19 protein-coding genes are annotated in these 19018 nt (G+C 64.1%); 7 read left to right on the top strand and 12 right to left on the bottom strand.

What is annotated here, in order from left to right; genetic code table 11:
- Positions 1-10: 10 nt before the first annotated feature.
- Both C8K18_RS26165 and C8K18_RS26160 read right to left on the bottom strand, forming a co-directional pair.
- Positions 11-1426, bottom strand: a complete 1416-nt coding sequence (locus C8K18_RS26165) for an FAD-binding oxidoreductase (RefSeq protein ID WP_107710431.1) — start codon at positions 1424-1426, stop codon at positions 11-13.
- Positions 1427-1439: 13 nt separating this feature from the next.
- Positions 1440-2429 carry an isopenicillin N synthase family oxygenase gene (locus C8K18_RS26160; RefSeq protein ID WP_107710403.1) on the bottom strand — a complete coding sequence of 330 codons (990 nt, stop codon included), beginning with the start codon at positions 2427-2429 and terminating at the stop codon, positions 1440-1442.
- Positions 2430-2725: 296 nt separating this feature from the next.
- Between C8K18_RS26160 and C8K18_RS26155 the strand changes: the two genes are divergently transcribed.
- Genes C8K18_RS26155 through hutC (C8K18_RS26135) form a run of 5 tightly spaced genes read left to right on the top strand, consistent with a single transcriptional unit; the run spans position 2726 to position 6696 of the window.
- On the top strand, positions 2726-3553 hold the full coding sequence (locus C8K18_RS26155) for a transporter substrate-binding domain-containing protein (RefSeq protein WP_006052358.1): 828 nt from the start codon (positions 2726-2728) through the stop codon (positions 3551-3553).
- Positions 3554-3613: 60 nt separating this feature from the next.
- Positions 3614-4264 (top strand): amino acid ABC transporter permease, encoded by a 651-nt coding sequence (locus tag C8K18_RS26150; protein WP_006052359.1) that lies wholly within the window; start codon positions 3614-3616, stop codon positions 4262-4264.
- 18 nt (positions 4265-4282) lie between these two features.
- Positions 4283-4945: an amino acid ABC transporter permease gene (locus C8K18_RS26145; RefSeq protein WP_006052360.1), complete on the top strand. Its 663-nt coding sequence runs from the start codon at positions 4283-4285 to the stop codon at positions 4943-4945.
- 17 nt (positions 4946-4962) lie between these two features.
- Complete coding sequence (locus C8K18_RS26140; RefSeq protein WP_107710405.1) at positions 4963-5835, top strand: amino acid ABC transporter ATP-binding protein; 873 nt, start codon at positions 4963-4965, stop codon at positions 5833-5835.
- Positions 5836-5886: 51 nt separating this feature from the next.
- On the top strand, positions 5887-6696 hold the full coding sequence (hutC, locus tag C8K18_RS26135; protein WP_107710407.1) for a histidine utilization repressor: 810 nt from the start codon (positions 5887-5889) through the stop codon (positions 6694-6696).
- A 30-nt stretch (positions 6697-6726) separates the two neighbouring features.
- Here the strand turns inward: hutC (C8K18_RS26135) and hutC (C8K18_RS26130) are convergent, their stop codons facing one another.
- The 9 genes from hutC (C8K18_RS26130) to C8K18_RS26090 form a co-directional block, all read right to left on the bottom strand.
- Positions 6727-7410, bottom strand: a complete 684-nt coding sequence (gene hutC, locus C8K18_RS26130; protein WP_107710432.1) for a histidine utilization repressor — start codon at positions 7408-7410, stop codon at positions 6727-6729.
- Between the two features lie 218 nt (positions 7411-7628).
- Positions 7629-9293 carry a histidine ammonia-lyase gene (hutH, locus tag C8K18_RS26125; RefSeq protein ID WP_107710408.1) on the bottom strand — a complete coding sequence of 555 codons (1665 nt, stop codon included), beginning with the start codon at positions 9291-9293 and terminating at the stop codon, positions 7629-7631.
- Between the two features lie 72 nt (positions 9294-9365).
- Positions 9366-10157, bottom strand: a complete 792-nt coding sequence (locus tag C8K18_RS26120; protein ID WP_006052365.1) for an ABC transporter ATP-binding protein — start codon at positions 10155-10157, stop codon at positions 9366-9368.
- Positions 10158-10190: 33 nt separating this feature from the next.
- Positions 10191-10946: an ABC transporter permease gene (locus C8K18_RS26115; RefSeq protein ID WP_006052366.1), complete on the bottom strand. Its 756-nt coding sequence runs from the start codon at positions 10944-10946 to the stop codon at positions 10191-10193.
- A 13-nt stretch (positions 10947-10959) separates the two neighbouring features.
- Positions 10960-11682, bottom strand: coding sequence for an ABC transporter permease (locus C8K18_RS26110; protein ID WP_006052367.1), 723 nt, complete (start codon positions 11680-11682; stop codon positions 10960-10962).
- 102 nt (positions 11683-11784) lie between these two features.
- Positions 11785-12645 carry a transporter substrate-binding domain-containing protein gene (locus C8K18_RS26105; RefSeq protein WP_006052368.1) on the bottom strand — a complete coding sequence of 287 codons (861 nt, stop codon included), beginning with the start codon at positions 12643-12645 and terminating at the stop codon, positions 11785-11787.
- A gap of 279 nt (positions 12646-12924) precedes the next feature.
- The gene (locus tag C8K18_RS26100) at positions 12925-13605 is read right to left on the bottom strand and encodes an isoprenylcysteine carboxylmethyltransferase family protein (protein ID WP_107710433.1); all 681 of its coding nucleotides are present in this window, start codon (positions 13603-13605) and stop codon (positions 12925-12927) included.
- Positions 13606-13625: 20 nt separating this feature from the next.
- Positions 13626-14462, bottom strand: coding sequence for an arylamine N-acetyltransferase (locus C8K18_RS26095; RefSeq protein ID WP_107710409.1), 837 nt, complete (start codon positions 14460-14462; stop codon positions 13626-13628).
- 51 nt (positions 14463-14513) lie between these two features.
- Positions 14514-15203, bottom strand: coding sequence for a hypothetical protein (locus C8K18_RS26090; RefSeq protein WP_107710434.1), 690 nt, complete (start codon positions 15201-15203; stop codon positions 14514-14516).
- A 252-nt stretch (positions 15204-15455) separates the two neighbouring features.
- Between C8K18_RS26090 and C8K18_RS26085 the strand changes: the two genes are divergently transcribed.
- Entirely contained in the window at positions 15456-17000 is a 1545-nt protein-coding gene (locus C8K18_RS26085; protein WP_107710410.1) for a carbohydrate porin, read from the top strand.
- Between the two features lie 82 nt (positions 17001-17082).
- Here the strand turns inward: C8K18_RS26085 and C8K18_RS26080 are convergent, their stop codons facing one another.
- Entirely contained in the window at positions 17083-17955 is an 873-nt protein-coding gene (locus tag C8K18_RS26080) for a LysR substrate-binding domain-containing protein (protein ID WP_029971801.1), read from the bottom strand.
- 113 nt (positions 17956-18068) lie between these two features.
- Here C8K18_RS26080 and C8K18_RS26075 point away from each other — a divergent pair, with 113 nt between their 5' ends.
- A complete protein-coding gene (locus C8K18_RS26075; protein WP_053860228.1) occupies positions 18069-19001 on the top strand; it encodes a DMT family transporter in 933 nt (310 codons plus the stop codon).
- Positions 19002-19018 lie beyond the last annotated feature (17 nt).

The following is a 19018-nucleotide window of genomic DNA, read 5'->3' as shown; positions in this document are numbered from 1 at the left end:
TTCGCGCTCGCTAGAACAGCTTGCCCGGATTCAGGATGCCGTGCGGATCGAGCGCATGCTTGATCGCCCGCATCGCCGCGAGTTCGGCGGGCGAGCGCGAGATCGGCAGGAACTCGCGCTTGAGCAGACCAATGCCGTGTTCCGCCGACACAGAACCGTGCAGCGGCCCGAGCATTTCATAAACGAACGCGTACACCGCGTGATGATCGACGCCGGGAATCGAATGGCCGTCCACGGTGACGTGCAGGTTCGAATCGCCGATATGGCCGAAGAAATAGGATTCGTTGCCGGGCCAGCGTTCGTCGAGCGCCGCGCGGCAACGCTCGACAAAGTCGCCGATCACGCTGATCGGCAGGCTCACATCGAAGTTGATCGCGTCGAGCCGCACGGGAAATTCGGCCGTGCATTCGCGGATCGCCCACAACGCGCGCGCGTCGGCCACCGACTGCGCGATCACCGCGTCGCGGATCGCGCCTTCTTCGAGTGCGCCGGTCAGCGCTTCAGCAAAGCGCTCGCCGTCGTCGCTCGAATCGAAGCTGGCGTGTTCGATCAGCGCGTAGAGCGGATACGCGCCGTCGAACGGCGAACGCGTGCCCGTCAGCTTGACGCCAAAATCGTAGAAGTCCGGCCACATGATTTCGAATGCGCCGATGTCGTTGCCGAAGCGCGTCGACAAACGGCGCAGCAGATTCACCGCCGCATCGTAGCCGTCGAGCGCGACGAGCGCCGTATGACGCGCGGCGCGTTGCGGATGAAGCCGCAACACCGCGCGCGTGATCACGCCAAGCGTGCCCTCCGAACCGATGAACCAGTGTTTCAGGTCGTAGCCGGTATTGTTCTTGACCATCTTGCCGAGCGAACTCAGCACGTCGCCATTGGCGAGCACGACTTCGAGACCGAGCACCTGGTCACGCGCGGTGCCCGACTGAATCACGCGATTGCCGCCCGCGTTAGTCGCGAGATTGCCGCCGATCTGACACGAGCCGCGCGCGCCGAGATCGAGCGCGAGTTCGAAGCCCGCTTCGGCAGCGGCTTCCTGCGCGCTCTGCAATGTCGTTCCGGCGCGCACGGTCAGCGTGGCCGAAGCCGCATCGATTTCCTCGACGCCGCTCAGTCGTTCCAGCGACAACGCGATGTCCGTCGCGCGTGCAATCGCGCCGCCCGCAAGCCCCGTCATGCCGCCTTGCGGCACCACAGGTTGATGCGCCGCGTGGCAAATGGCGAGCGCGCGCGAGACTTCGTCTGTGGTGCGCGGCAGCAGCAACGCTGCGGGACGCGTCGGATCGTGGCGCGTCCAGTCGGTCATCGCGCGTTCGCCGATCTGTTCGCCGACGCGCACCGCATCGTCGCCGAGCGCGGCACGCAGCACGTCGAGCGTGGCGGCAAGCGGCGCCGTGCAGGGTTGCGGCTGCGTGTCGTGATTCATGTCGTGACGCGCGTTATCGCTTTGTGTCATGCAGCGTTTCCTGGTTTTGCTTCTTCCGATAACCCATCGAATCGTTGATGCGCCCGAGAATGTAATCGCCCGCGGCCACCGGCTGATATTTGACGTCGTCCGCACTCGCGCCCAGTTCGCGCGGATCGACCATCGCGCCGTACGTCGGATCGTAGAACGTCGCGATCGAATAACGCTCGCGTCCCGAAGTATTGATCACGCGATGCAGCGTCGAACGAAAACGGTCGTTGGTCCAGCGCGCGAGCAGATCGCCGACGTTCACCACAAAGCTGCCTTCCACAGGAGGCGCATCGATCCAGGTATCGTTGGCAATTTCACGCACCTGCAATCCGCCCACCTGATCCTGCCATAGCAATGTGATGCAGCCGTAATCGGTATGCGGCGCGACGCCGAATTGATCTTCATCGGACTGTGGTGGCTGCGGCGGATAGTAGACCATTTGCGTGCGCTGCATCCGCTTCGTATAACGCGGCGCAAAAAAATGTTCGTCGACGCCGAGGCTCACCGCGACCGCACGCAGCAGATCGGCGCCGCATGCGCCCACTGCTTCATAGTAGCCGTACAGCGCGGGACGCAACTCGGGCATGAAGTCGGGCCAATTGTTCGGGCCGCGCAGCGCCTGGCCCGCGAGCACATCGGGATCGTCCTCGGGCAACTCGAGTCCGATGCTGAAAAACTCCTTGTAATCGGGGCGTTTCGCCTGATACATGGTCGCGTCGCCAAGCGCATTGAAACCGCGATGCCGATGATTGACCGCCGCGCGCCGCTTCGTCTCCACCGGAAACGCGAAGAAGGTTCGCGCGGCCTGTGCGGCGGCGTCGATGGTCGCTTGCGGCACGCCGTGATTGACGATGTAGAAGAAGCCGATGGTCGTGCACGCGTCGCGGATTTCGCGCGCCACGCTTTGCAACGCATGCGGGTCGCCCGCGCGAACGCCGGCAAAGTCGACGAGCGGAATGCGGGTCACAGGCATCGCGTTACTCCGTGAGAAGGTCCGACGAATTGCGGGGGCGCCATAGCCGGGGGCGCCTTAGCCGGGGGCGCCTTAGCCGGGGGCGCCATCGCCATTGCAGTGGTATATACCGCCAAAAGCGCACCCGCAAGTGAACTCGCGGCGCTGCGCGTAAGGGCTTTTCTCTACTCGCGCGTTTATTTATTTTGCGCGAAAACTGCGGTATATACTGCCTCGCATGACTTGCGCCGCGCCGATCTTCTGCGGCGCGTTTCGCGTCGCTCGTACGACCCGCGCTGTGCCCACTGGAGAATCTCATGAGCATCCTTGCAGGCTGGAAGTGTCGTCTGGTCATGTTGGCGTTGTGCGCGGCAAGCGTCAGCGCTTATGCGGAAGACCAGCTCGCCAAAGTGAAGAAAGCCGGCGAGCTCGTGGTCGGCACGGAGATGCAGTTCGCGCCTTTCGACTTCCTCGAAAACGGTCAGCAAGCGGGCTTTAACAAGGATCTCTTTGCCGAGGTCGGCAAGGAACTCGGCGTGAAGGTGCGTTTCATCGACCTGCCGTGGCCGAGCGTGTTGCCCGGTCTCGAAGCAGGCAAGTTCGATATGGTCGGCGGTCCGATCACCGTGACCAAGGCACGCATGGAGCGCTACACGTACACGCTGCCCATCGCGGACGCCACCGACGCGCTGCTCAAGCGCGCGAACGATTCGGCGCTCAAGCAATCGTCGGATATTGCGGGTAAAACCGTGGGCGCGGGCAAGGGCTCGGCGCAACTCGACCAGTTGAAGGCGTACGTCGCCACCTTGCCGAAACCGCCTGAAATCCGCGAGTACGTCGACAACAATCAGGCTTATGCGGACCTCGCCGCCGGCCGCATTGCGGCGGTCGCAAACTCGATGACCAACATCGCGTATGTGGCGAAGCAGCGCCCCGAAACGTTCGCGGTGGTGCAACCGCCGTTCGGCGCGAAAGTGTACTTCGCGTACTGCCTGCGCAAGGACGCGGACAGCAAGCCGCTCGCCGACGCCTTCAACGCCGCACTCGTGAAGATGCACGGCGACGGACGCCTCGCCGCGTTGCAGAAGAAATGGTTCGGCGTGGCGATGGACGCACCGACCACGATGCCGACGCCAAATTATTGACGCGTGCTCGACAGGCGCGTTTAAACGCACATTGACCGCACATCAGCGAGGGCGACGCTCATGTTCAGCACGACCGTCTTCGTTCAGGGCATGCCGCTGTTGTTGCATGCGGCGCTCGCGACCATCGGCGTTTCGCTGACGGGGCTTTTCATCGGCTTCTTCGTCGCGGTCGGCGTGTGCGCGGCGCGGCTCTCGCCGAATCGCGCCGCGCGCCGCTTCGGCGGTGCGTACGTGTTCTTCTTTCGCGGCGTGCCGATGCTCGTGCAACTGCTGCTCGTGTACTACCTGCTGCCGTTCGCGGGCATCAACGTATCGCCGCTCGTGGCCGCGATCAGCGCCGTGTCGCTGTGCTCGGCGTCGTATATCGCTGAAATTCTGCGCGGCGGTTTTCTCAGCATTCCGCCAGGTCATATCGAGGCCGCGCGCATGCTCGGCCTTTCGCCGTTCGACACACTACGGCGCATTCTCGTGCCGCAGGCATTCCGTCTGACGTTGCCTTCGCTCGTCAACGAAATGGTGCTGCTGATCAAGGCTTCGTCGCTGATCTCGGTGGTCGGCGTCGCGGAGTTGACGCGCACCGCGCAGAACCTCGCGGCGAGCACCTACAGACCGCTCGAAGCGTACGTCGCCGCCGGCCTCATTTACTTCGTGATTTGCGGCGCGCTCGCACTCGTTGCGCATGCCGCCGAGTATCGGCTGAAGCACGCCTGATCGACCGGAGCCCATGCGATGCAACAGTTCGATCCCACCGTCATCACGCACAATCTTCAGCCGATTGCCGCGGGTCTCGCGACGACGCTCGGCACATGGGCCGCGGGCGTCGTTATCGGCATGCTGATCGGCTTCGTGATCGCGGTGCTGCAACTCTTTTGCGGACGCTGGGTGCGCGCGCTGTTGCGTGTGTATATCGAGCTATTTCGCGGTACGCCGTTTCTCGTGCAACTGTTTCTGCTGTACTACGGCGGCCCGTCGTTCGGCCTCACGCTCGAACCGATGACAGCCGGCGTGCTCGGACTCGGCCTCTATGGCAGCGCCTATTTCGCGGAAGCGTTTCGTTCGGGATTCGAATCGGTGCCGCCGGGTCATTTGGAGGCCGCCTCGTGTCTCGGCTTGACGCGCATGCAAGCGGTGCTGCGCATCCAGATGCCGCAAATGCTGGTGCTGATCGTGCCCGCGCTCACGAATCTCATCATCGTGTTGAGCAAGGAGACCGCGGTGCTCTCGATCGTCACAGTGCCCGAGCTGACATTCGTGCTGACGGGCATCGGCTCGGCGACCTTTGCTTTCGTCGAAACGCTGCTGATGCTCTGCGTGTGCTATCTCGCGCTCGTCGAACTGACTTCGCGCGCGGGCATGTGGGCCGAAGCCCGCATCGCCCGTTTCATGGCATAAAGGAAACGGACCACATCATGAACGCCATCGCCGACATGCCCTCTTCTGCGTCTACTGTCGCGCAGTCTCAACGCGGCGCACCGTTGATCGAGGTGCGCGATCTGCGCAAACGCTTCGGCGAGGTCGAAGTGCTGCGCGGTGTCGATCTCGAGATTGCGCGCTCGGAAGTGGTGTGCATCATCGGTCCTTCGGGCTCTGGAAAAAGCACGCTGCTGCGCTGCCTCGCCGCGCTCGAAACCTACGATCACTGCGACGTGCGTATCGAAGGCGAACTGCTCGGCTACAGCGAGCGCAACGGCAAGCGTGTGCGCGCGTCGCAAGCGGACATCAACCGCGTGCGGCGCAACGTCGGCATGGTGTTTCAGCAGTTCAACCTGTGGCCGCACATGACGGCGCTCGGCAACGTGATGGAAGCGCTTTTGCGAGTGCAGCGCCTGTCGCACAACGAAGCGCGCCGCCGCGCGAATACGATGCTGGAAACCGTGGGCCTTTCGCACAAAGGCGACGCGTATCCGGCGAAGCTTTCGGGCGGTCAGCAGCAGCGCGTGGCAATCGCACGCGCGCTCGCGATGGAGCCGCACATCATGCTCTTCGACGAGCCCACGTCCGCGCTCGATCCCGAACTGGTCGGCGAGGTACTGCAAGTGATGAAGCAACTCGCGCGCGACGGCATGACGATGGCGGTCGTCACACACGAAATGGGTTTTGCCGCGCAGGTCGCGGACAAAGTCGTGTTCATCGACGAAGGACGCATCGCCGTGCAGGGCAAACCGCGCGAGGTCTTTCACGACGCCGGGCAACCGCGCTTGCGGCAGTTCCTGCAAAACTACTTCGACCGCAACGCTTTCTGGGCGCGCGGCCCCGACGACGCCGACGCTGAAGCGCTATGAGCGCGCGCACTGCGCCAAGCGCATTGCGCGAACCGTGAAAAGGGGCCGCCGATGTCCGCCATGCTTCGCAGCAAGCGTCACCATGCCGATGAGCGGCCGCTAGCCGACGCGGCTAAAAATGCGCGCGCCGCCGAACATGCGCCGGCTGCGCGCTACGAACAGGTCAAGCATCACATTCGCGGCATCATCGAATCGGGCGCGCGTCAGGCCGGCGAACGTCTTCCTTCCGAACTCGATCTCGTCGCGACGCTCGGCGTGTCGCGCATGACGGTGAATCGCGCGCTGCGCGAACTCGCGCACGAAGGGCTCGTCACGCGCGTATCGGGCGTGGGCACCTTCGTCGCACAAGCGAGGCCGCAATCCACGCTGCTGATGATCGCGCATATCGGCGACGAAATTCGTTCACGCGGACACGAATACAGCTACCGTACCGTGCTTTTGCAACGCGAGACCGCATCCGCCGTGGTATCGAATGCGTTAGGCCTCGCGCCTGGCGCTTCGGTGTTTCATGTGATTTGCGTGCATCGCGAGAACGGTCTGCCGGTGCAGTTGGAGGATCGCTACGTGAACCCGATCATCGCGCCGGATTTTCTGCAACAGGATTTCTCGGCGATCAGGCCGTCGGAATATCTGTACGAAACGGTGCCCGCGCACGACGTCGAACATATTGTCGACGCCGGGCTGCCCACTCCCGCGGAAGCGGAACTGCTCGACATTCGCGCGGAAGAACCGTGCCTCACGCTCGTGCGCCGCACATGGACGAGCGGCGTGGCCGTCACCTTCGCGCGATTCGTGCACCCTGGATCGCGTTACCGGCTCGGCTGCCGCTTCTCGCCGGATATGTCGCAACGGCAAGGCTGACGCGATGCAGCTTATAGCGCCGCTTGCCGGCTAGACATTCCCCGCCAGATGAAAACGCGACGCCGGATGCCATAGCTGCACGGACGTCGCGACATCGTCGCCGACCCACGTACGACGCCACAGCAGCAGACACGGCTCGCCGATTTCCATCGACAGATGACGCCGCACATACGCGTCCGGCTTTTGCGCGTAGATGCGGAATTCCGCGCGCTGAATCGGCGCGAGCCGCACCATGTAGTGATTGGGCGTCTCGACGCTGAAGTCCTGTTGCAGATACTCGGGGAACACCTTCGGATTGACGTAGCGGTCCTCGTACTGGATCGGCTCGCTCTCCTCGCTATGGACGATGCACGAGTGAAACGCCGGGCCGCTCGTAAGGCCGAGCGCTTCGAGCGCGTGCGGATCGTCGCTCGGTTCGAGCGTCAGCACGCGCGCCGCATGACGATGACCGCGCGCGGCGATTTCGTCGGCGATGTTGCGGATTTCCAGCACGGTCGATTCGTACCGCTGCGGCGCGACGAACGTGCCTGAACCTTGCACGCGCGTCAGCACGCGTTCGGCGGTCAGCTCGCGCAGCGCGCGCGACACGGTCATACGCGCGACGCCAAACTCCTTCACCAGTTCGGTTTCCGAAGGGATCAACCCGCCCGGCTTCCAGTCGCCCTCGCTGATGCGCCGGATCACATAACGCTTGATCTGTTCGTAGGCGGGCATCGCTTTCGCCGGGGTCTCCTTGCAAGCGGCACGCTGAGAAGTGCCGCCGCTGTGCGCGCCTGGCTGCGCCGGCTGCCGGCCTTCTTTCTGATTATTCGTGACTGTGTTCACTCCGACCTCGTGAGTGGGTTGGGGGTCGTAGCCGTCGTACCGCTTGTACGTCCGCACGACGTCTGTGGCTCGCCGGCGGGTAAGCCCGCGCGCCAGCGGTTTTTATTTCAGGCGACGCGTGCTGCGTTCAGTGGGCTGTTCATGCTGTTTATGTTGCTCCCGCTGTTCGCTGCCGCGGGAAATGTCGCCGCCGCGGCGAGGCTCGCAATCGATGCGCCCGCAACGAACTCCGCGCCCCCACCAGGTGTTATATGGCGCGGCCTCATCTTACCCGGACTCGGCAACGGCGGCGGCGCCTCGCCGGCGATCATGCGGAATGCGACGCTCATGTCGTCGGCGAGAGGACGGTCGTCGCGATACGTCGGCACGATCTGCCGCACGCGTTGCCACAGCGCTTCCGTATGCGGCGCACGCGGCGCGTCGGTGGCTTGCAGATCGTAGGCTTGCGCGGCGGCCAGCAATTCGATGGCGACGATGCGCCCCGCGTTATCGACGATCTCCAGCGCCTTCAGCGCAGCGGGCGTTGCGTGGCACAGGTGGTCTTCCTGCAAGCCCGACGTGATGCCGCCGTCGAGACTCGCGGGCAACGCAAGGCGCCGGTTCTGCGCGACCAGCGAGGCCGCCGTGTACTGCGCGATCATGAAGCCTGAACACGTGCCGCCAGGCTCCGCGAGGAACGCGGGCAAGCCGCTCACGAGCGGATTGACGAGGCGATCGAGCCGCCGTTCCGCCATCGCGGCGACCTGGGCGATCGCGGTGGCGAGGCTGTCCATCGCGAGCGCAATGGATGCGCCCACCGCATGCGCCTGCGAATACACGCGCGGCGCTTCGGGCGTGCCGGCGACGATCGGGTTGTCGGTGATCGACGCGAGTTCGCGATTGACCACGTCGGCGGTCGCGGTCAGCACGTCGCGCGCCGCGCCGTGCACGTGAGGAATGGTGCGCATCGAAAGCGGGTCTTGCGTGCGCTGCCCGACCACCGCCGCCAGAATGCCGCTGTCGGCGAGCGCCGTGCGCATGCGTTCGCCCACCAGATTCAGACCGGGCGACACGCGCAACGCAAGCGAGTCTTCGTCGAATGCAACGAGCTGGCCGCGCAGATTCTCGAAGCTCATTGCCGCGACCACATCCGTCCAATCGAGCAGCCGCACCGCGCGTGCGAGCGCCAGCGCCGCCAGCCCCGTCACGCAAGGCGTACCGTTGACGAGGCTAAGCCCCTCTTTCGCTTCGAGCACGAGCGGCTCGCGGCCGAGCAGACGCAGCGCGTCGCGGCCCGTCAGACGCTCGCCGCGATAGCGCACATAACCCTCGCCGATGCACACCAGCGCGATATGCGCCATATGACTCAGATAACCGACCGAGCCGAACGCGGGCACTTCGGGCAAGCAATCGGCGTTGAGCAAGGTCACGAGTTGATCGGCCACTTCAAGGCGAATGCCCGAGTGTCCATGCGCGAAGTTGTTGACCGCGGCGGCCATGATCGCGCGCGTTTCAGCCACGCCGAGCGGCGCGCCGACGCCGACCGCGTGGCTCATCAGAATGTTGCGCGACAGCGTGCGCTGCTCGCTTGGCGACACGATCACGTCGCACAGCGCGCCGACTCCGGTGTTCACGCCATACGCGCGAATGCCGCGCTCGACGATCTGCTCGACGAGCATGCGCGCCGCCGCGATGCGCGCGCGGGCGTCGGCGGAAAGTTCGAGCGGTTCGCCGGCGGCGACCGCCGCCACCTGGGTCCAGTCGAGAGGACGATCGGAACGGATCACGGCCATGATGTTGCCTTGCGCGATAACTTACGTGTGTGATGCGGATGCCGATGCAGCGACGTGCCGACGATGCGCCGCTCAGTTCGTCGTGCGGTCGTGGTGACTCGACACGAATTGCCGGAAGCGCTCGGACTTGCAGTCGACGAATACTTCGTCGGGCGTACCGTCCGCTTCCACTTGCCCTTGATGCAGGAACATCACGCGGTTCGATACGTGACGCGCAAAACCCATTTCATGCGTGACGACCAGCATCGTGCGGCCTTCCTCGGCAAGCGAGCGCATCACGCGCAATACTTCGCCGACGAGTTCGGGATCGAGCGCCGAAGTCGGCTCGTCGAACAGCATGACTTTCGGATGCATGGCGAGCGCGCGCGCAATCGCCACGCGTTGCTGCTGGCCACCCGACAGATGCGCCGGATAGTGGCCGCGCTTTTCCGCGAGACCGACTTTCGCAAGGAGCGCCTCGGCTTCTTCGACGGACTCCGCGCGGCTGCGTTTGAGTACGCGCATCGGTCCTTCGATCAGGTTTTCGAGCACCGTCATATGCGACCAGAGATTGAAGTTCTGGAACACCATGCCGAGTTGCGAGCGCACGCGATCCACCTGGCGGCGGTCGCTCGGTTGCAGCTTGCCGTCGCCGCGGCGTTTCATTTTCAGTTCTTCGCCGGCGAGCGCGACTGAGCCGTCGTCCGGTGTTTCGAGCAGGTTCAGGCAGCGCAGAAACGTGCTTTTGCCCGAGCCGCTCGCGCCGAGAATCGAAATCACGTCGCCTTGATGAGCGTCGAGCGAAATGCCTTTGAGCACATGATGATCGCCGAACGATTTATGAATGTTCTTGACCGACAGTGCAACGGGTGCCGTAGCGTTCATGGAATTCTCCAGGTTCATCCGGAATGGCGGCGCTTAAGGCGCGGCGCGGCGTGCTTCGGTGGTGGCAGACACGGGGCGGCTCGGCGCGGCAGACTTCGGCGCCGCGCGCAGATGCCGCGACAGACGCGTCTCAAGCATGCTGAGCGCGCGCACGATGACGAAGTTCAGGAACAGATAGATCAGCGCGGCGCAGATGAACACTTCCGTCGTGCGATACGTTTGCTGAATGATCTGCTGCGCGACGCCCGTCACTTCCCACACGGTGACGAGGCTCGCGAGCGCGGTCGATTTGACGAGCAGCACCGCTTCCGTCGAATACGCCGGCAAACACTGGCGTAATGCAATCGGGCCGATCACGCGGCGCAGCAGTGCGAAACCCGACAGGCCAATCGAATAGCCGGCTTCGATCTGCCCGACGGGAACGGCCATCAGGCCGCCGCGAATGATCTCAGCGGTATAGCCCGCCGTGCACAGCGCAAGCGACAACACCGCGCACATATACGGCTCGCGCAGCACCGGCCACAGAAAGCTCTCGCGAATTACGCCGAACTGACCCATGCCGTAGTACACGAGGAACATCTGGATCAGGAGCGGCGAGCCGCGGAACACGAGAATATAAGCGCGTGCAAAACGATTCGGCAGCCAGTGCGGCGACACGCGCATCGTGACGATCACGAGCGAGAGCAGTCCGCCGAGAACCAGCGAGCAGAAGAAAAGCCCGAGCGTGGTCGGCACGGCCGCGAGCAATTGCCGGATCGTGTCGAGCAGGAAGTCGAAGTCGAAATTCATGATGCGGCCGCCGTCAGTTGCGCGCGAAGTTGCGCTTGAAGGACCGGCCCACGCGCGCCTCGGCGCGGTTGAAGACCCGGTTCGAGATGCTGGTCATCAGCAGATACAGCGCGCCGCCCACCACGAAGAACGTGAAGTATTGATGCGTGGAGCCGGCCGCCACCTGACTCGTGCGCAGCAGTTCGGCGAGACCCGTCACCGAGATCAGCGCGGAGTCCTTCAGGCTCAGTTGCCACACATTGCCGATGCCCGGCAACGCGAAACGCAGCACTTGCGGAATGAGGATGCGGCGCGCCATGGTCAGCGTCGGCATGCCGATGGAACGCGCCGCTTCGAGTTCGCCGCGCGACACCGCGAGCACCGCCGAGCGATACACCTCGGCCTGATACGCGCCGGAAATCATGCCGACAGCAAGCGCGCCGATGACAAACGGCGGCACGCCGACAAAGCCCTCGGCGCCGAACCACTGGCCGACCGTGGTCACGAGCGTCGAGCCGCCGAAATAGAACAGATAGATGACGAGCAGTTCGGGCACGCCGCGAAACACCGTCGTATAGGTTTCGCCGATCACGCGCAACACGCGAAGACGCGACAGCTTGGCCGCCGCGATCAACGCACCGAACACGGCGCCGACCGCGAGCGCGGCCAGCGTGAGCGCGACGGTCATCAACGCCGCGAGCAGCAATACGCCGCCCCAGCCTTCCGGCCCGAAGCCGAGCATCTGTATCAGAGCCATTGCCTACCTCTCATTCATGACGGCCGATGCAACAGCCGCACGAAACAGCCGCACGCACGAGCTCGCGCCCGCACGTGCCGCATTCGTTCGACGCCTCGTGAATCAGGGCGTCACGTCGGTCTTGAACCACTTGGCGGAGAGCTTCTTGACCGTGCCGTCGGCGAGCGCCGCGCTGATCGCGGTGTCGAATTTCGCCTTCAGGTCGGCGTCCTGCTTGCGGAACGCGAGGCCTTCGCCCGGGCCCCAGATCGGGCCGCCGATCTTCGGACCGGCCATCGAAATCGACGCGGTTTCTTTCTTGTCGACGTTCGCCGCGTAATACGTGACGTCGTCGAACGATGCGTCGATGCGGCCGTTCGCCAGATCGAGATCGCGCTCCGGCGAGGTCTTGTACACGCGGATCGTGGCGATGTCCTTGAAGCCTTCGTTGATGAACTTCGTGTAGACGGTGCCGGACTGGATGCCAATCGTCTTGCCCTTCAACTGCTTGCGCAGCGCGTCGACAGTCGGCTGATCGGCTTTAGCATCGCCCGAGAGTTTGACGACGGCGGCGCCAGGCGGGGCCTTTGGCAGCACTTTGGTATCAGCGACGGCGAAGGTTGCGGGCGTGGCCGCATACGGCTTCGAGAACGCGATGATCTTCTCGCGCTCCGGCGTGATCGAGATGGCGTCCATCAGCACGTCGAACTTGCCTGCTTGCAGGCCCGGAATCATGCCGTCCCAGTCTTGCGCGACCAGGTTGCATTGCAGCTTGATGCGCTCGCAAAGATTGGCGACGAGTTCCGGTTCGAAGCCGCCGAGCTTGCCGCCGGGCAACGTCAGGTTCCACGGTGCGTAGCCGCCTTCGAGCGCGATCGTCACCGTCTTCCAGTCTTTGGCTTGCGCCGGTGCCGCGAAAATTGCCGCGGCGCCGAACACGGCGCCGATCAATGCTTTTGCTGCCGTCGTGCGTTTCACTTTCACGTCGAAACTCCTTGATGGGGGGAACCGTCGAGCCGAATGTTTACTGCCGCTGAATTTGTATAGACAAGTCTGCCCGAGTCAAAAAGCAGTCGCAAGGGGATTCATGCGAAATCGCGCGAATCATCGGGTAAGCCCCTAGGCGCCCTGACAGGACGGGGCTTCCACAGACATGATCGAAGAACGGCGAGCGCGCGGCGAGATTAATTCATGCTCGCGTGTGGTGCGTTTTGTCTAGACAGGTTCACGCATGCGCCGCAAATGTGCGGCGGCTTTGCGCGTCTACCAGATGAGAGGAACGAAGCGAAAACGCACGCGCGTCATGTACTCCGTATAGCCGTCGAGTTGTTCGGCGAGCACACGCTCTTCGCGCACCGCGCGCCAGCCGAGCCCGATCGTCATGAGAGGAACGAACGCGAGACCCCACCATGAGCCGAGCAGCAACGGCGTGCCGACGAACAACAGCAGCGCCGCCGAATACATCGGATGACGCACGCGCGCGTAGGGACCGCTGTCGATCACCTTGTGACCGCGGCTCGACTGGATCTTCACGACGGGCGCCGCATAGCTGTTCGCTTCGAACACGAAGCGGCACATGAAAATGCAAAGCGCCACGCAAAGCGAGCCGAGGCTCACCAGCGCGACGGGCAGCGGCGCGGACCAGTGAAAGCGCATCGCGTCGAGTCCTATCACGATCAGCCAGCCGCACCACACGCACGCCACGCCGATCATGAAGAGCCGGTCCCAGCGGCTTTGCTGTTGCTGCACGAACGGCGCGAGGCGCTCGGCGAGCAGGCCGGGATCATGGCCTGCGAGCCACACGCCGATCCACAAGCTCAATACGCCGAGTTCGATCAGATACCACCACGCCGCCGGCCACGCGAGCGTGCCGGCCGCGCCAAACAGCAGCACGCCCATGCCCGCGAGCCACAGCACGGTCTGGACGACGAGGCGCGCAATCATGGCATGGCCTTGTGCCGCGCTCACGCCGAATCGGCCCGAGTGCGCACGCGCTCGAAAATATCTGCGATGTCGATGTCCCCCGTGTTCAGACCGAAGCGCTCGCGCAAACAGGCCGCGAGTTCGTCCGCGCTCGCAAGGCGCTGCTCGCCGATGAGGCTGCCGTCTGCCGCGCGTTCGTTCACCTGGTCGTTGAGCAGCGTGAGCCGCGTCCCGGACAACACGCGGCATACGATCAGATTGCTCGCGAAGATCGCTTCCGGCGACGTCGACGTGTACCAGTTCGAGGTTTCGTAATCGATCCACTCGACCGGATGCAAGTCGAAGCGATACGCGCGCGACCAGCTTTCATCGCGTGCCTGCACTTCGAGGTAGAGCGCGTCGCGCGACGCGTCCGCGAGCCGGAAGATGCCGAGGTCCGTGCGCTGCGCGAGACCTGGAGACAGCCGCAGCGGCGACGTCAGCGTGACGCTGCCGAGACCCACGTCCGCGATCCATGCTTCGTTATCCAGATCGATACGCAGCACCATGTGCGTGCGCGGCGTCACCGCGTCGGGCTCGCGGCCCCACAGCACGCGCCCTATCAGCGGCGTCACGCGAAAGCCCAACTCCTGCAGCACATTCGCGAGCAGCGTGTTCTGTTCGAAGCAATAGCCGCCGCGATGATCGTCGACGAGTTTTGTTTCGACGGATTCGAGGTCGAGCTTCACCGCGCGGCGCGTGAGCGGATTCAGGTTTTCAAACGGAATGGCCCGTGGATGCAGACGGTGAATGGCCTGCAGCACCTCGAGCGTCGGCGCGCGTGGGCCCGCATAGCCGATGCGCGCGAAGTAGTTGTCGAGATTCAATGTGTGTGACATTGGTGATCCGTTCGTGGCTTATGGGGTGTTACTGCGCGCCTCACTGCGCGCTCATTGCCCGCCGAGCGCCGACCTCGCGATCGACGGCACGCTGATTCCCTGGCTCGACGCAAACTGTACCGCGGAACTGAGCGTGGACATCAGCGATTGCAATTGCCCCGGCGCCGACTGCGCGATATACGACGCGCTTTGCATCGTCTGCGGATTCATCCCGGCCTGCAACAGCGACGAAGGGTTCATCTGCCCGATGCTGCCGAGCCCCGACTGCATGCTCGAATACTGGCTAACGCCTTTGGCGAGCGACGACAACCCGTCGGTGAACGCCTGCTTGTTCACCGGCGTTTGCGATGCGCCGCTCGCACCGCCTGCGCGGCTCGCGAAAGCCTGCGTGAGCGTTTGCGACAGCGACTGCTGCGTGCTGCCGACCTGCGTCAACTGACTGACCGACGGCGTGCCCCCACTGCTTAGCAAGCCGGCTGCCTGCTGCGCCTGGCCGGCCGCGCCGCTCAGACCCATCGCGGACGCAAGCGTGGACTGTCCGCTCAGCACTTGCTGATTCGCGCCCACGTAGGTCTGCAACAACTGCGAGAGCCCGCCGGGAGATGCGGCGGCGCCGGCATCCGCGGAGCTGTCTCCGCCGCCAATGCCGAACTGCTTCAGATTCAGTTGTGCGTTCGCGGCGCCGCTTGCGAAAAGGCCAGCACTCGCCAGCAACGAAATCAGGAGGGTGCGCTTCTTCATCATGTAAGTCCTTGTAAGTGGGCTGCGGAAATCTCGTGCGGTTCGACAAACGCCGTCTCCGCGCGTTCGCGCGAATTCATCAATTTGTCAGCTTGCCGTGCGTCGGCCCGTCTCGTTGACGCCCCCAGGCTGCGTCGGTACGATCACGCCCATTCCGCAAGTCGCGCGAACCGATGCGTCGACGCACGCGTTAAACAGCCATTTAACCGCGCAAAAATGCCCGGCAGTCGATAACAACATTAAAGGCTTTCGATGAAGCTCGCATCCTCCCTTCGACGCGTTGCGCTGCTGCGTGCAGGCCGTGAGTTCGCACGGTCGAGCGGCGCGACCGGCCGGCGCCCGCGCCTTTTTTCGCTGCGCCACGCGGCGTTGTATGTGGCGCTCGCGTGGGCTTCCGTTTGCGGCGCGGCAATGGCGCAAACCAGTTCCGACGCCACGCGCGACGCAAGCGAAGCGAGCGGCGCGGATGCGAACAAAACGCCGGCCAACGAAACCGGTCTCTGGAACCGCGACCAGCTATTCGGCGACATGGGCGGCTTGCGTCCGTGGCTCGGCCAATACGGCGTGACGTTCGCGCTCACGGAAACGAGCGAACTGCTCGGCAACCTGCGCGGCGGACTGGCGCGCGGCGTCGCGTACGACGGCCTGACGACCGCGACCTTGCAACTCGACACCGAAAAAGCCTTCGGCCTGCGAGGCGGCCAGTTCAACGTCAGCGCATTGCAGATTCACGGCCGCAATCTCAGCACCGACAAGCTGGGCACTTTGAACACCGCGAGCGGCATCGAAGCGGATGCCAGCACGCGCCTGTGGGAGCTGTGGTATCAGCAGTCGTTCCTGAACAAACGCGTCGACGTGAAAATCGGTCAGCAGAGTATCGATCAGGAATTCATCTCCAGCACGTACTCGGCGCTATTCATCAACACGATGTTCGGGTGGCCCGCACTGCCCTCGTACGACATGCCGTCCGGCGGCCCCGCGTATCCGCTGTCTGCGCTCGGCGTGCGCGTGCGCGGACAGATCACGCCTTCGTTGACGGCGCTCGCCGGCGTGTTCGACGGCGATCCGCTCGGCAACAACCCGAACAACCGCAGCGGCACGAACTTCAATCTGCATAACGGGACGCTGTTCATCGGCGAGCTGCAGTATGCGATCAATCAACCGGCCGATAGCGACGCCGCCGCGGCGCCAGGCGCAGCGCCAGGCGCAACCCGAGGCGGCCTGCCGGGCACCTACAAGATCGGGCTCTGGTACAACAACGGCCCCTTCGCGGACCCGCGCTACGACAGCAACGGAGTGTCGCTCGCGAGTCCTGCGTCCACCGGGGTTGCGGCGAACCATCGCGGCGATTACAGCTTCTATGCGGTGGCCGATCAGACCATCTGGCGGCCGAATCCCGGCGAGGCACGCAGCCTCGGCATATTCGCGCGTGTCATGGGTGCGCCGGGCGACCGCAATCTCGTGAGCCTCGCGGCGAATCTCGGCGTCGTGCTGAAAGCGCCGTTCGCGGGCCGCGACAACGATAGCGCGGGCCTTGCGCTGACGTATATCAAGATCGGCAGCCACACGCGCGGAATCGATCAGGATAACCTGGCATTTAGCGGCGGCCCGTACGGCGTGCGCACCAGCGAAACCGCGCTCGAAGCGACCTACCAGTATCAGATCGCTCCCTGGTGGATGCTGCAGGCGGATGCGCAATACACGTTCAACGCGGGCGCCGGGCAAAATCCGAACGATCCGACGAAGCCGCTGCGCAACACGTTCGTCGTGGGTGTGCGGACGAATATCGCGTTCTGATGTTTTTGATGTTGCCCGCGCCGCCGTTGTCCGCGCCGCCGCGCGTGAACGGCGCTGCGCCGTGTCACGAAGCCGCCGCCGCTTACGCGCGCGGCTGTGCGCGCAGCGACAGATCCTGCACCATCTGCGCCGCCAGATAATCGCAAGTCGGCCGGTCGGACTTCGCGCTGCGCGCCACCACGATTTCGAGCGGCTCGATGTGCGGCAAGCCTTGCGCTTCGCCGAGAATGGCGAGCCGCGACGGCACGCTGCAGCGCGTCAGCGCAACCACCGACAAACCCGCGTCCACGGTGGCGACCAGGCCCATCAGGCTCGCGCTGCTGAAGGCCGCGCGGTAGCGAATCCGCGCGCCGTCAAGCGCGGCCAGCGTATGCTGACGCGCCACGCAGCCTGGCTCGTATAAGCCGACCGGCAATGGCGACGCCGCCAGCACCGGGGTATCGACGGAAGCGCCCACCCACACCATCGGCTCGCTGCGCACGAATTCGCCGCGCAGCTTGCGGTCGCGCGTGACGAAGGCAAGGTCGATCTTGTTGTCCGCCAGCATCGGCGCGAGCGACGTGCTCTGCGCGCAGACAATTTCAATTTCGACGTGCGGGTACAGGTTCGAAAAGCGCCGTAATACCGGCGACAGCAGCGACGACACGTAATCGTCCGGCGCACCGAGCACCACGCGGCCGGTCACCTCGGGCCGCACGATCGCGGACCACGCTTCTTCATGCAACGCGAGCACGCGCCTCGCATATTCGAGCAGCGTATTGCCGGGCCGCGTCAGCGAAAGATTGCGCGTGTTGCGCGCGAAAAGCGTCGTGCCGAGCATGGTTTCGAGCCGCTTGATCTGCATGCTGACGGCGGCCTGCGAGCGATGCACGGTTGCCGATGCCTTCGTGAAGCTGCCGGTATCCACGACCGCAACGAAGGTGCGCAGCAAATCGACGTCGAATTCCGGGTGCATGATTTATCAATGGCGCTTATGGAATTTCTCAATTTAATTCGTTTGTGCGTGGCCCGCAAGCGGCGCAATACTTCAATGCATCACCCAACGGAGATCTAACGGAGACGCGGCGCATGTCCCTCACCCAACGTCAACAAGGCGCGATCACACTGGCCGGCGGCGGGCTGCTGATGGGCACGCTCGGCGTGTTCGTCGAGGAAGCGCGGCTCGGCGCGCTGACACTGGTGTTTTTCCGCTGCCTGTTCGGCTTTCTGTCGCTGGCTGCATATTGCGCGTGGAAAGGCTACTTCACGCGCGCGCATTTCACGCGACGCACGCTCACGCTCGCGCTCATCTCCGGCGTATTGATGGTCACACAGTGGGTCGGCTTTTTCGATGCGATCCATCGCACCAGCATTGCCGTCGCCACCGTGGTGTTTCATGTGCAGCCGTTCTGGGTCGTGCTGATCGGCGCGGCGCTCTTCAACGAACGGCTCGGCGCGGACCGGCTCGGCTGGATCGCGGCGGCCTTCGGCGGGCTCGTGCTCGCGTCGGGCGTGGCGGCCACGGAAAATCTGCAGGGCCATGCAAGCTACCTGATCGGCATCGGCGAGGCATTGGCCGGCTCGGTGCTCTATGCCAGCGTCACGTTGATCGCCAAAGGGCTCGGCAATTTGCGCCCGCACCTGCTGACGCTGATGCAATGTGCGGTGGGCGTGGTGTGCCTGCCGTTCATCGCGCCGCTCGTTGCACCTTTCGACGCCACGCATATCGAGCCGATGCAATGGTTCTGGATTGTCGGCATGGGCGTGCTGCACACGGGGCTTTCGTACGTGCTGATCTACGGCGCGCTGCCGAAACTGACCACGCCGATCATCGCGGTGCTGCTGTTCGTCTATCCGCTCACCGCTATTGCCGTCGATGCAATCGTGTACGGCCGCGCGCTTTCATTGGCGCAGTGGGCGGGCATGGCGCTGATCGTGATCGCGAGCCTCGGCGTGAATCTCGGCTGGCCGCTCTTTTCGTTGCTGGGTTCGGGCGGGCGCGCGCGGCGACAGGCCGAGTGAGCGGCGCGCGCGGGGTT

This window comes from Paraburkholderia sp. GV068, from assembly GCF_003058125.1.
GTDB classification, from domain to species: Bacteria; Pseudomonadota; Gammaproteobacteria; order Burkholderiales; family Burkholderiaceae; genus Paraburkholderia; species Paraburkholderia graminis.
Note: the sequence above shows the minus strand (reverse complement) of the source record. Positions and strands in the feature narration are given on the sequence as shown.

What these genes read in the sequence shown, in the direction of transcription:
- C8K18_RS26100 (WP_107710433.1), bottom strand. Translation starts at nt 13,605, where the DNA reads ATGATTGCGCGCCTCGTCGTCCAGACCGTGCTGTGGCTCGCGGGCATG.
- C8K18_RS26090 (WP_107710434.1), bottom strand. Translation starts at nt 15,203, where the DNA reads ATGAAGAAGCGCACCCTCCTGATTTCGTTGCTGGCGAGTGCTGGCCTT.
- C8K18_RS26080 (WP_029971801.1), bottom strand. Translation starts at nt 17,955, where the DNA reads ATGCACCCGGAATTCGACGTCGATTTGCTGCGCACCTTCGTTGCGGTC.
- C8K18_RS26160 (WP_107710403.1), bottom strand. Translation starts at nt 2,429, where the DNA reads ATGCCTGTGACCCGCATTCCGCTCGTCGACTTTGCCGGCGTTCGCGCG.
- C8K18_RS26110 (WP_006052367.1), bottom strand. Translation starts at nt 11,682, where the DNA reads ATGGCTCTGATACAGATGCTCGGCTTCGGGCCGGAAGGCTGGGGCGGC.
- C8K18_RS26095 (WP_107710409.1), bottom strand. Translation starts at nt 14,462, where the DNA reads ATGTCACACACATTGAATCTCGACAACTACTTCGCGCGCATCGGCTAT.
- C8K18_RS26120 (WP_006052365.1), bottom strand. Translation starts at nt 10,157, where the DNA reads ATGAACGCTACGGCACCCGTTGCACTGTCGGTCAAGAACATTCATAAA.
- C8K18_RS26150 (WP_006052359.1), top strand. Translation starts at nt 3,614, where the DNA reads ATGTTCAGCACGACCGTCTTCGTTCAGGGCATGCCGCTGTTGTTGCAT.
- C8K18_RS26140 (WP_107710405.1), top strand. Translation starts at nt 4,963, where the DNA reads ATGAACGCCATCGCCGACATGCCCTCTTCTGCGTCTACTGTCGCGCAG.
- C8K18_RS26145 (WP_006052360.1), top strand. Translation starts at nt 4,283, where the DNA reads ATGCAACAGTTCGATCCCACCGTCATCACGCACAATCTTCAGCCGATT.
- hutC (WP_107710407.1), top strand. Translation starts at nt 5,887, where the DNA reads ATGTCCGCCATGCTTCGCAGCAAGCGTCACCATGCCGATGAGCGGCCG.
- C8K18_RS26115 (WP_006052366.1), bottom strand. Translation starts at nt 10,946, where the DNA reads ATGAATTTCGACTTCGACTTCCTGCTCGACACGATCCGGCAATTGCTC.
- C8K18_RS26155 (WP_006052358.1), top strand. Translation starts at nt 2,726, where the DNA reads ATGAGCATCCTTGCAGGCTGGAAGTGTCGTCTGGTCATGTTGGCGTTG.
- hutH (WP_107710408.1), bottom strand. Translation starts at nt 9,293, where the DNA reads ATGGCCGTGATCCGTTCCGATCGTCCTCTCGACTGGACCCAGGTGGCG.
- C8K18_RS26165 (WP_107710431.1), bottom strand. Translation starts at nt 1,426, where the DNA reads ATGAATCACGACACGCAGCCGCAACCCTGCACGGCGCCGCTTGCCGCC.
- C8K18_RS26085 (WP_107710410.1), top strand. Translation starts at nt 15,456, where the DNA reads ATGAAGCTCGCATCCTCCCTTCGACGCGTTGCGCTGCTGCGTGCAGGC.
- hutC (WP_107710432.1), bottom strand. Translation starts at nt 7,410, where the DNA reads ATGCCCGCCTACGAACAGATCAAGCGTTATGTGATCCGGCGCATCAGC.
- C8K18_RS26075 (WP_053860228.1), top strand. Translation starts at nt 18,069, where the DNA reads ATGTCCCTCACCCAACGTCAACAAGGCGCGATCACACTGGCCGGCGGC.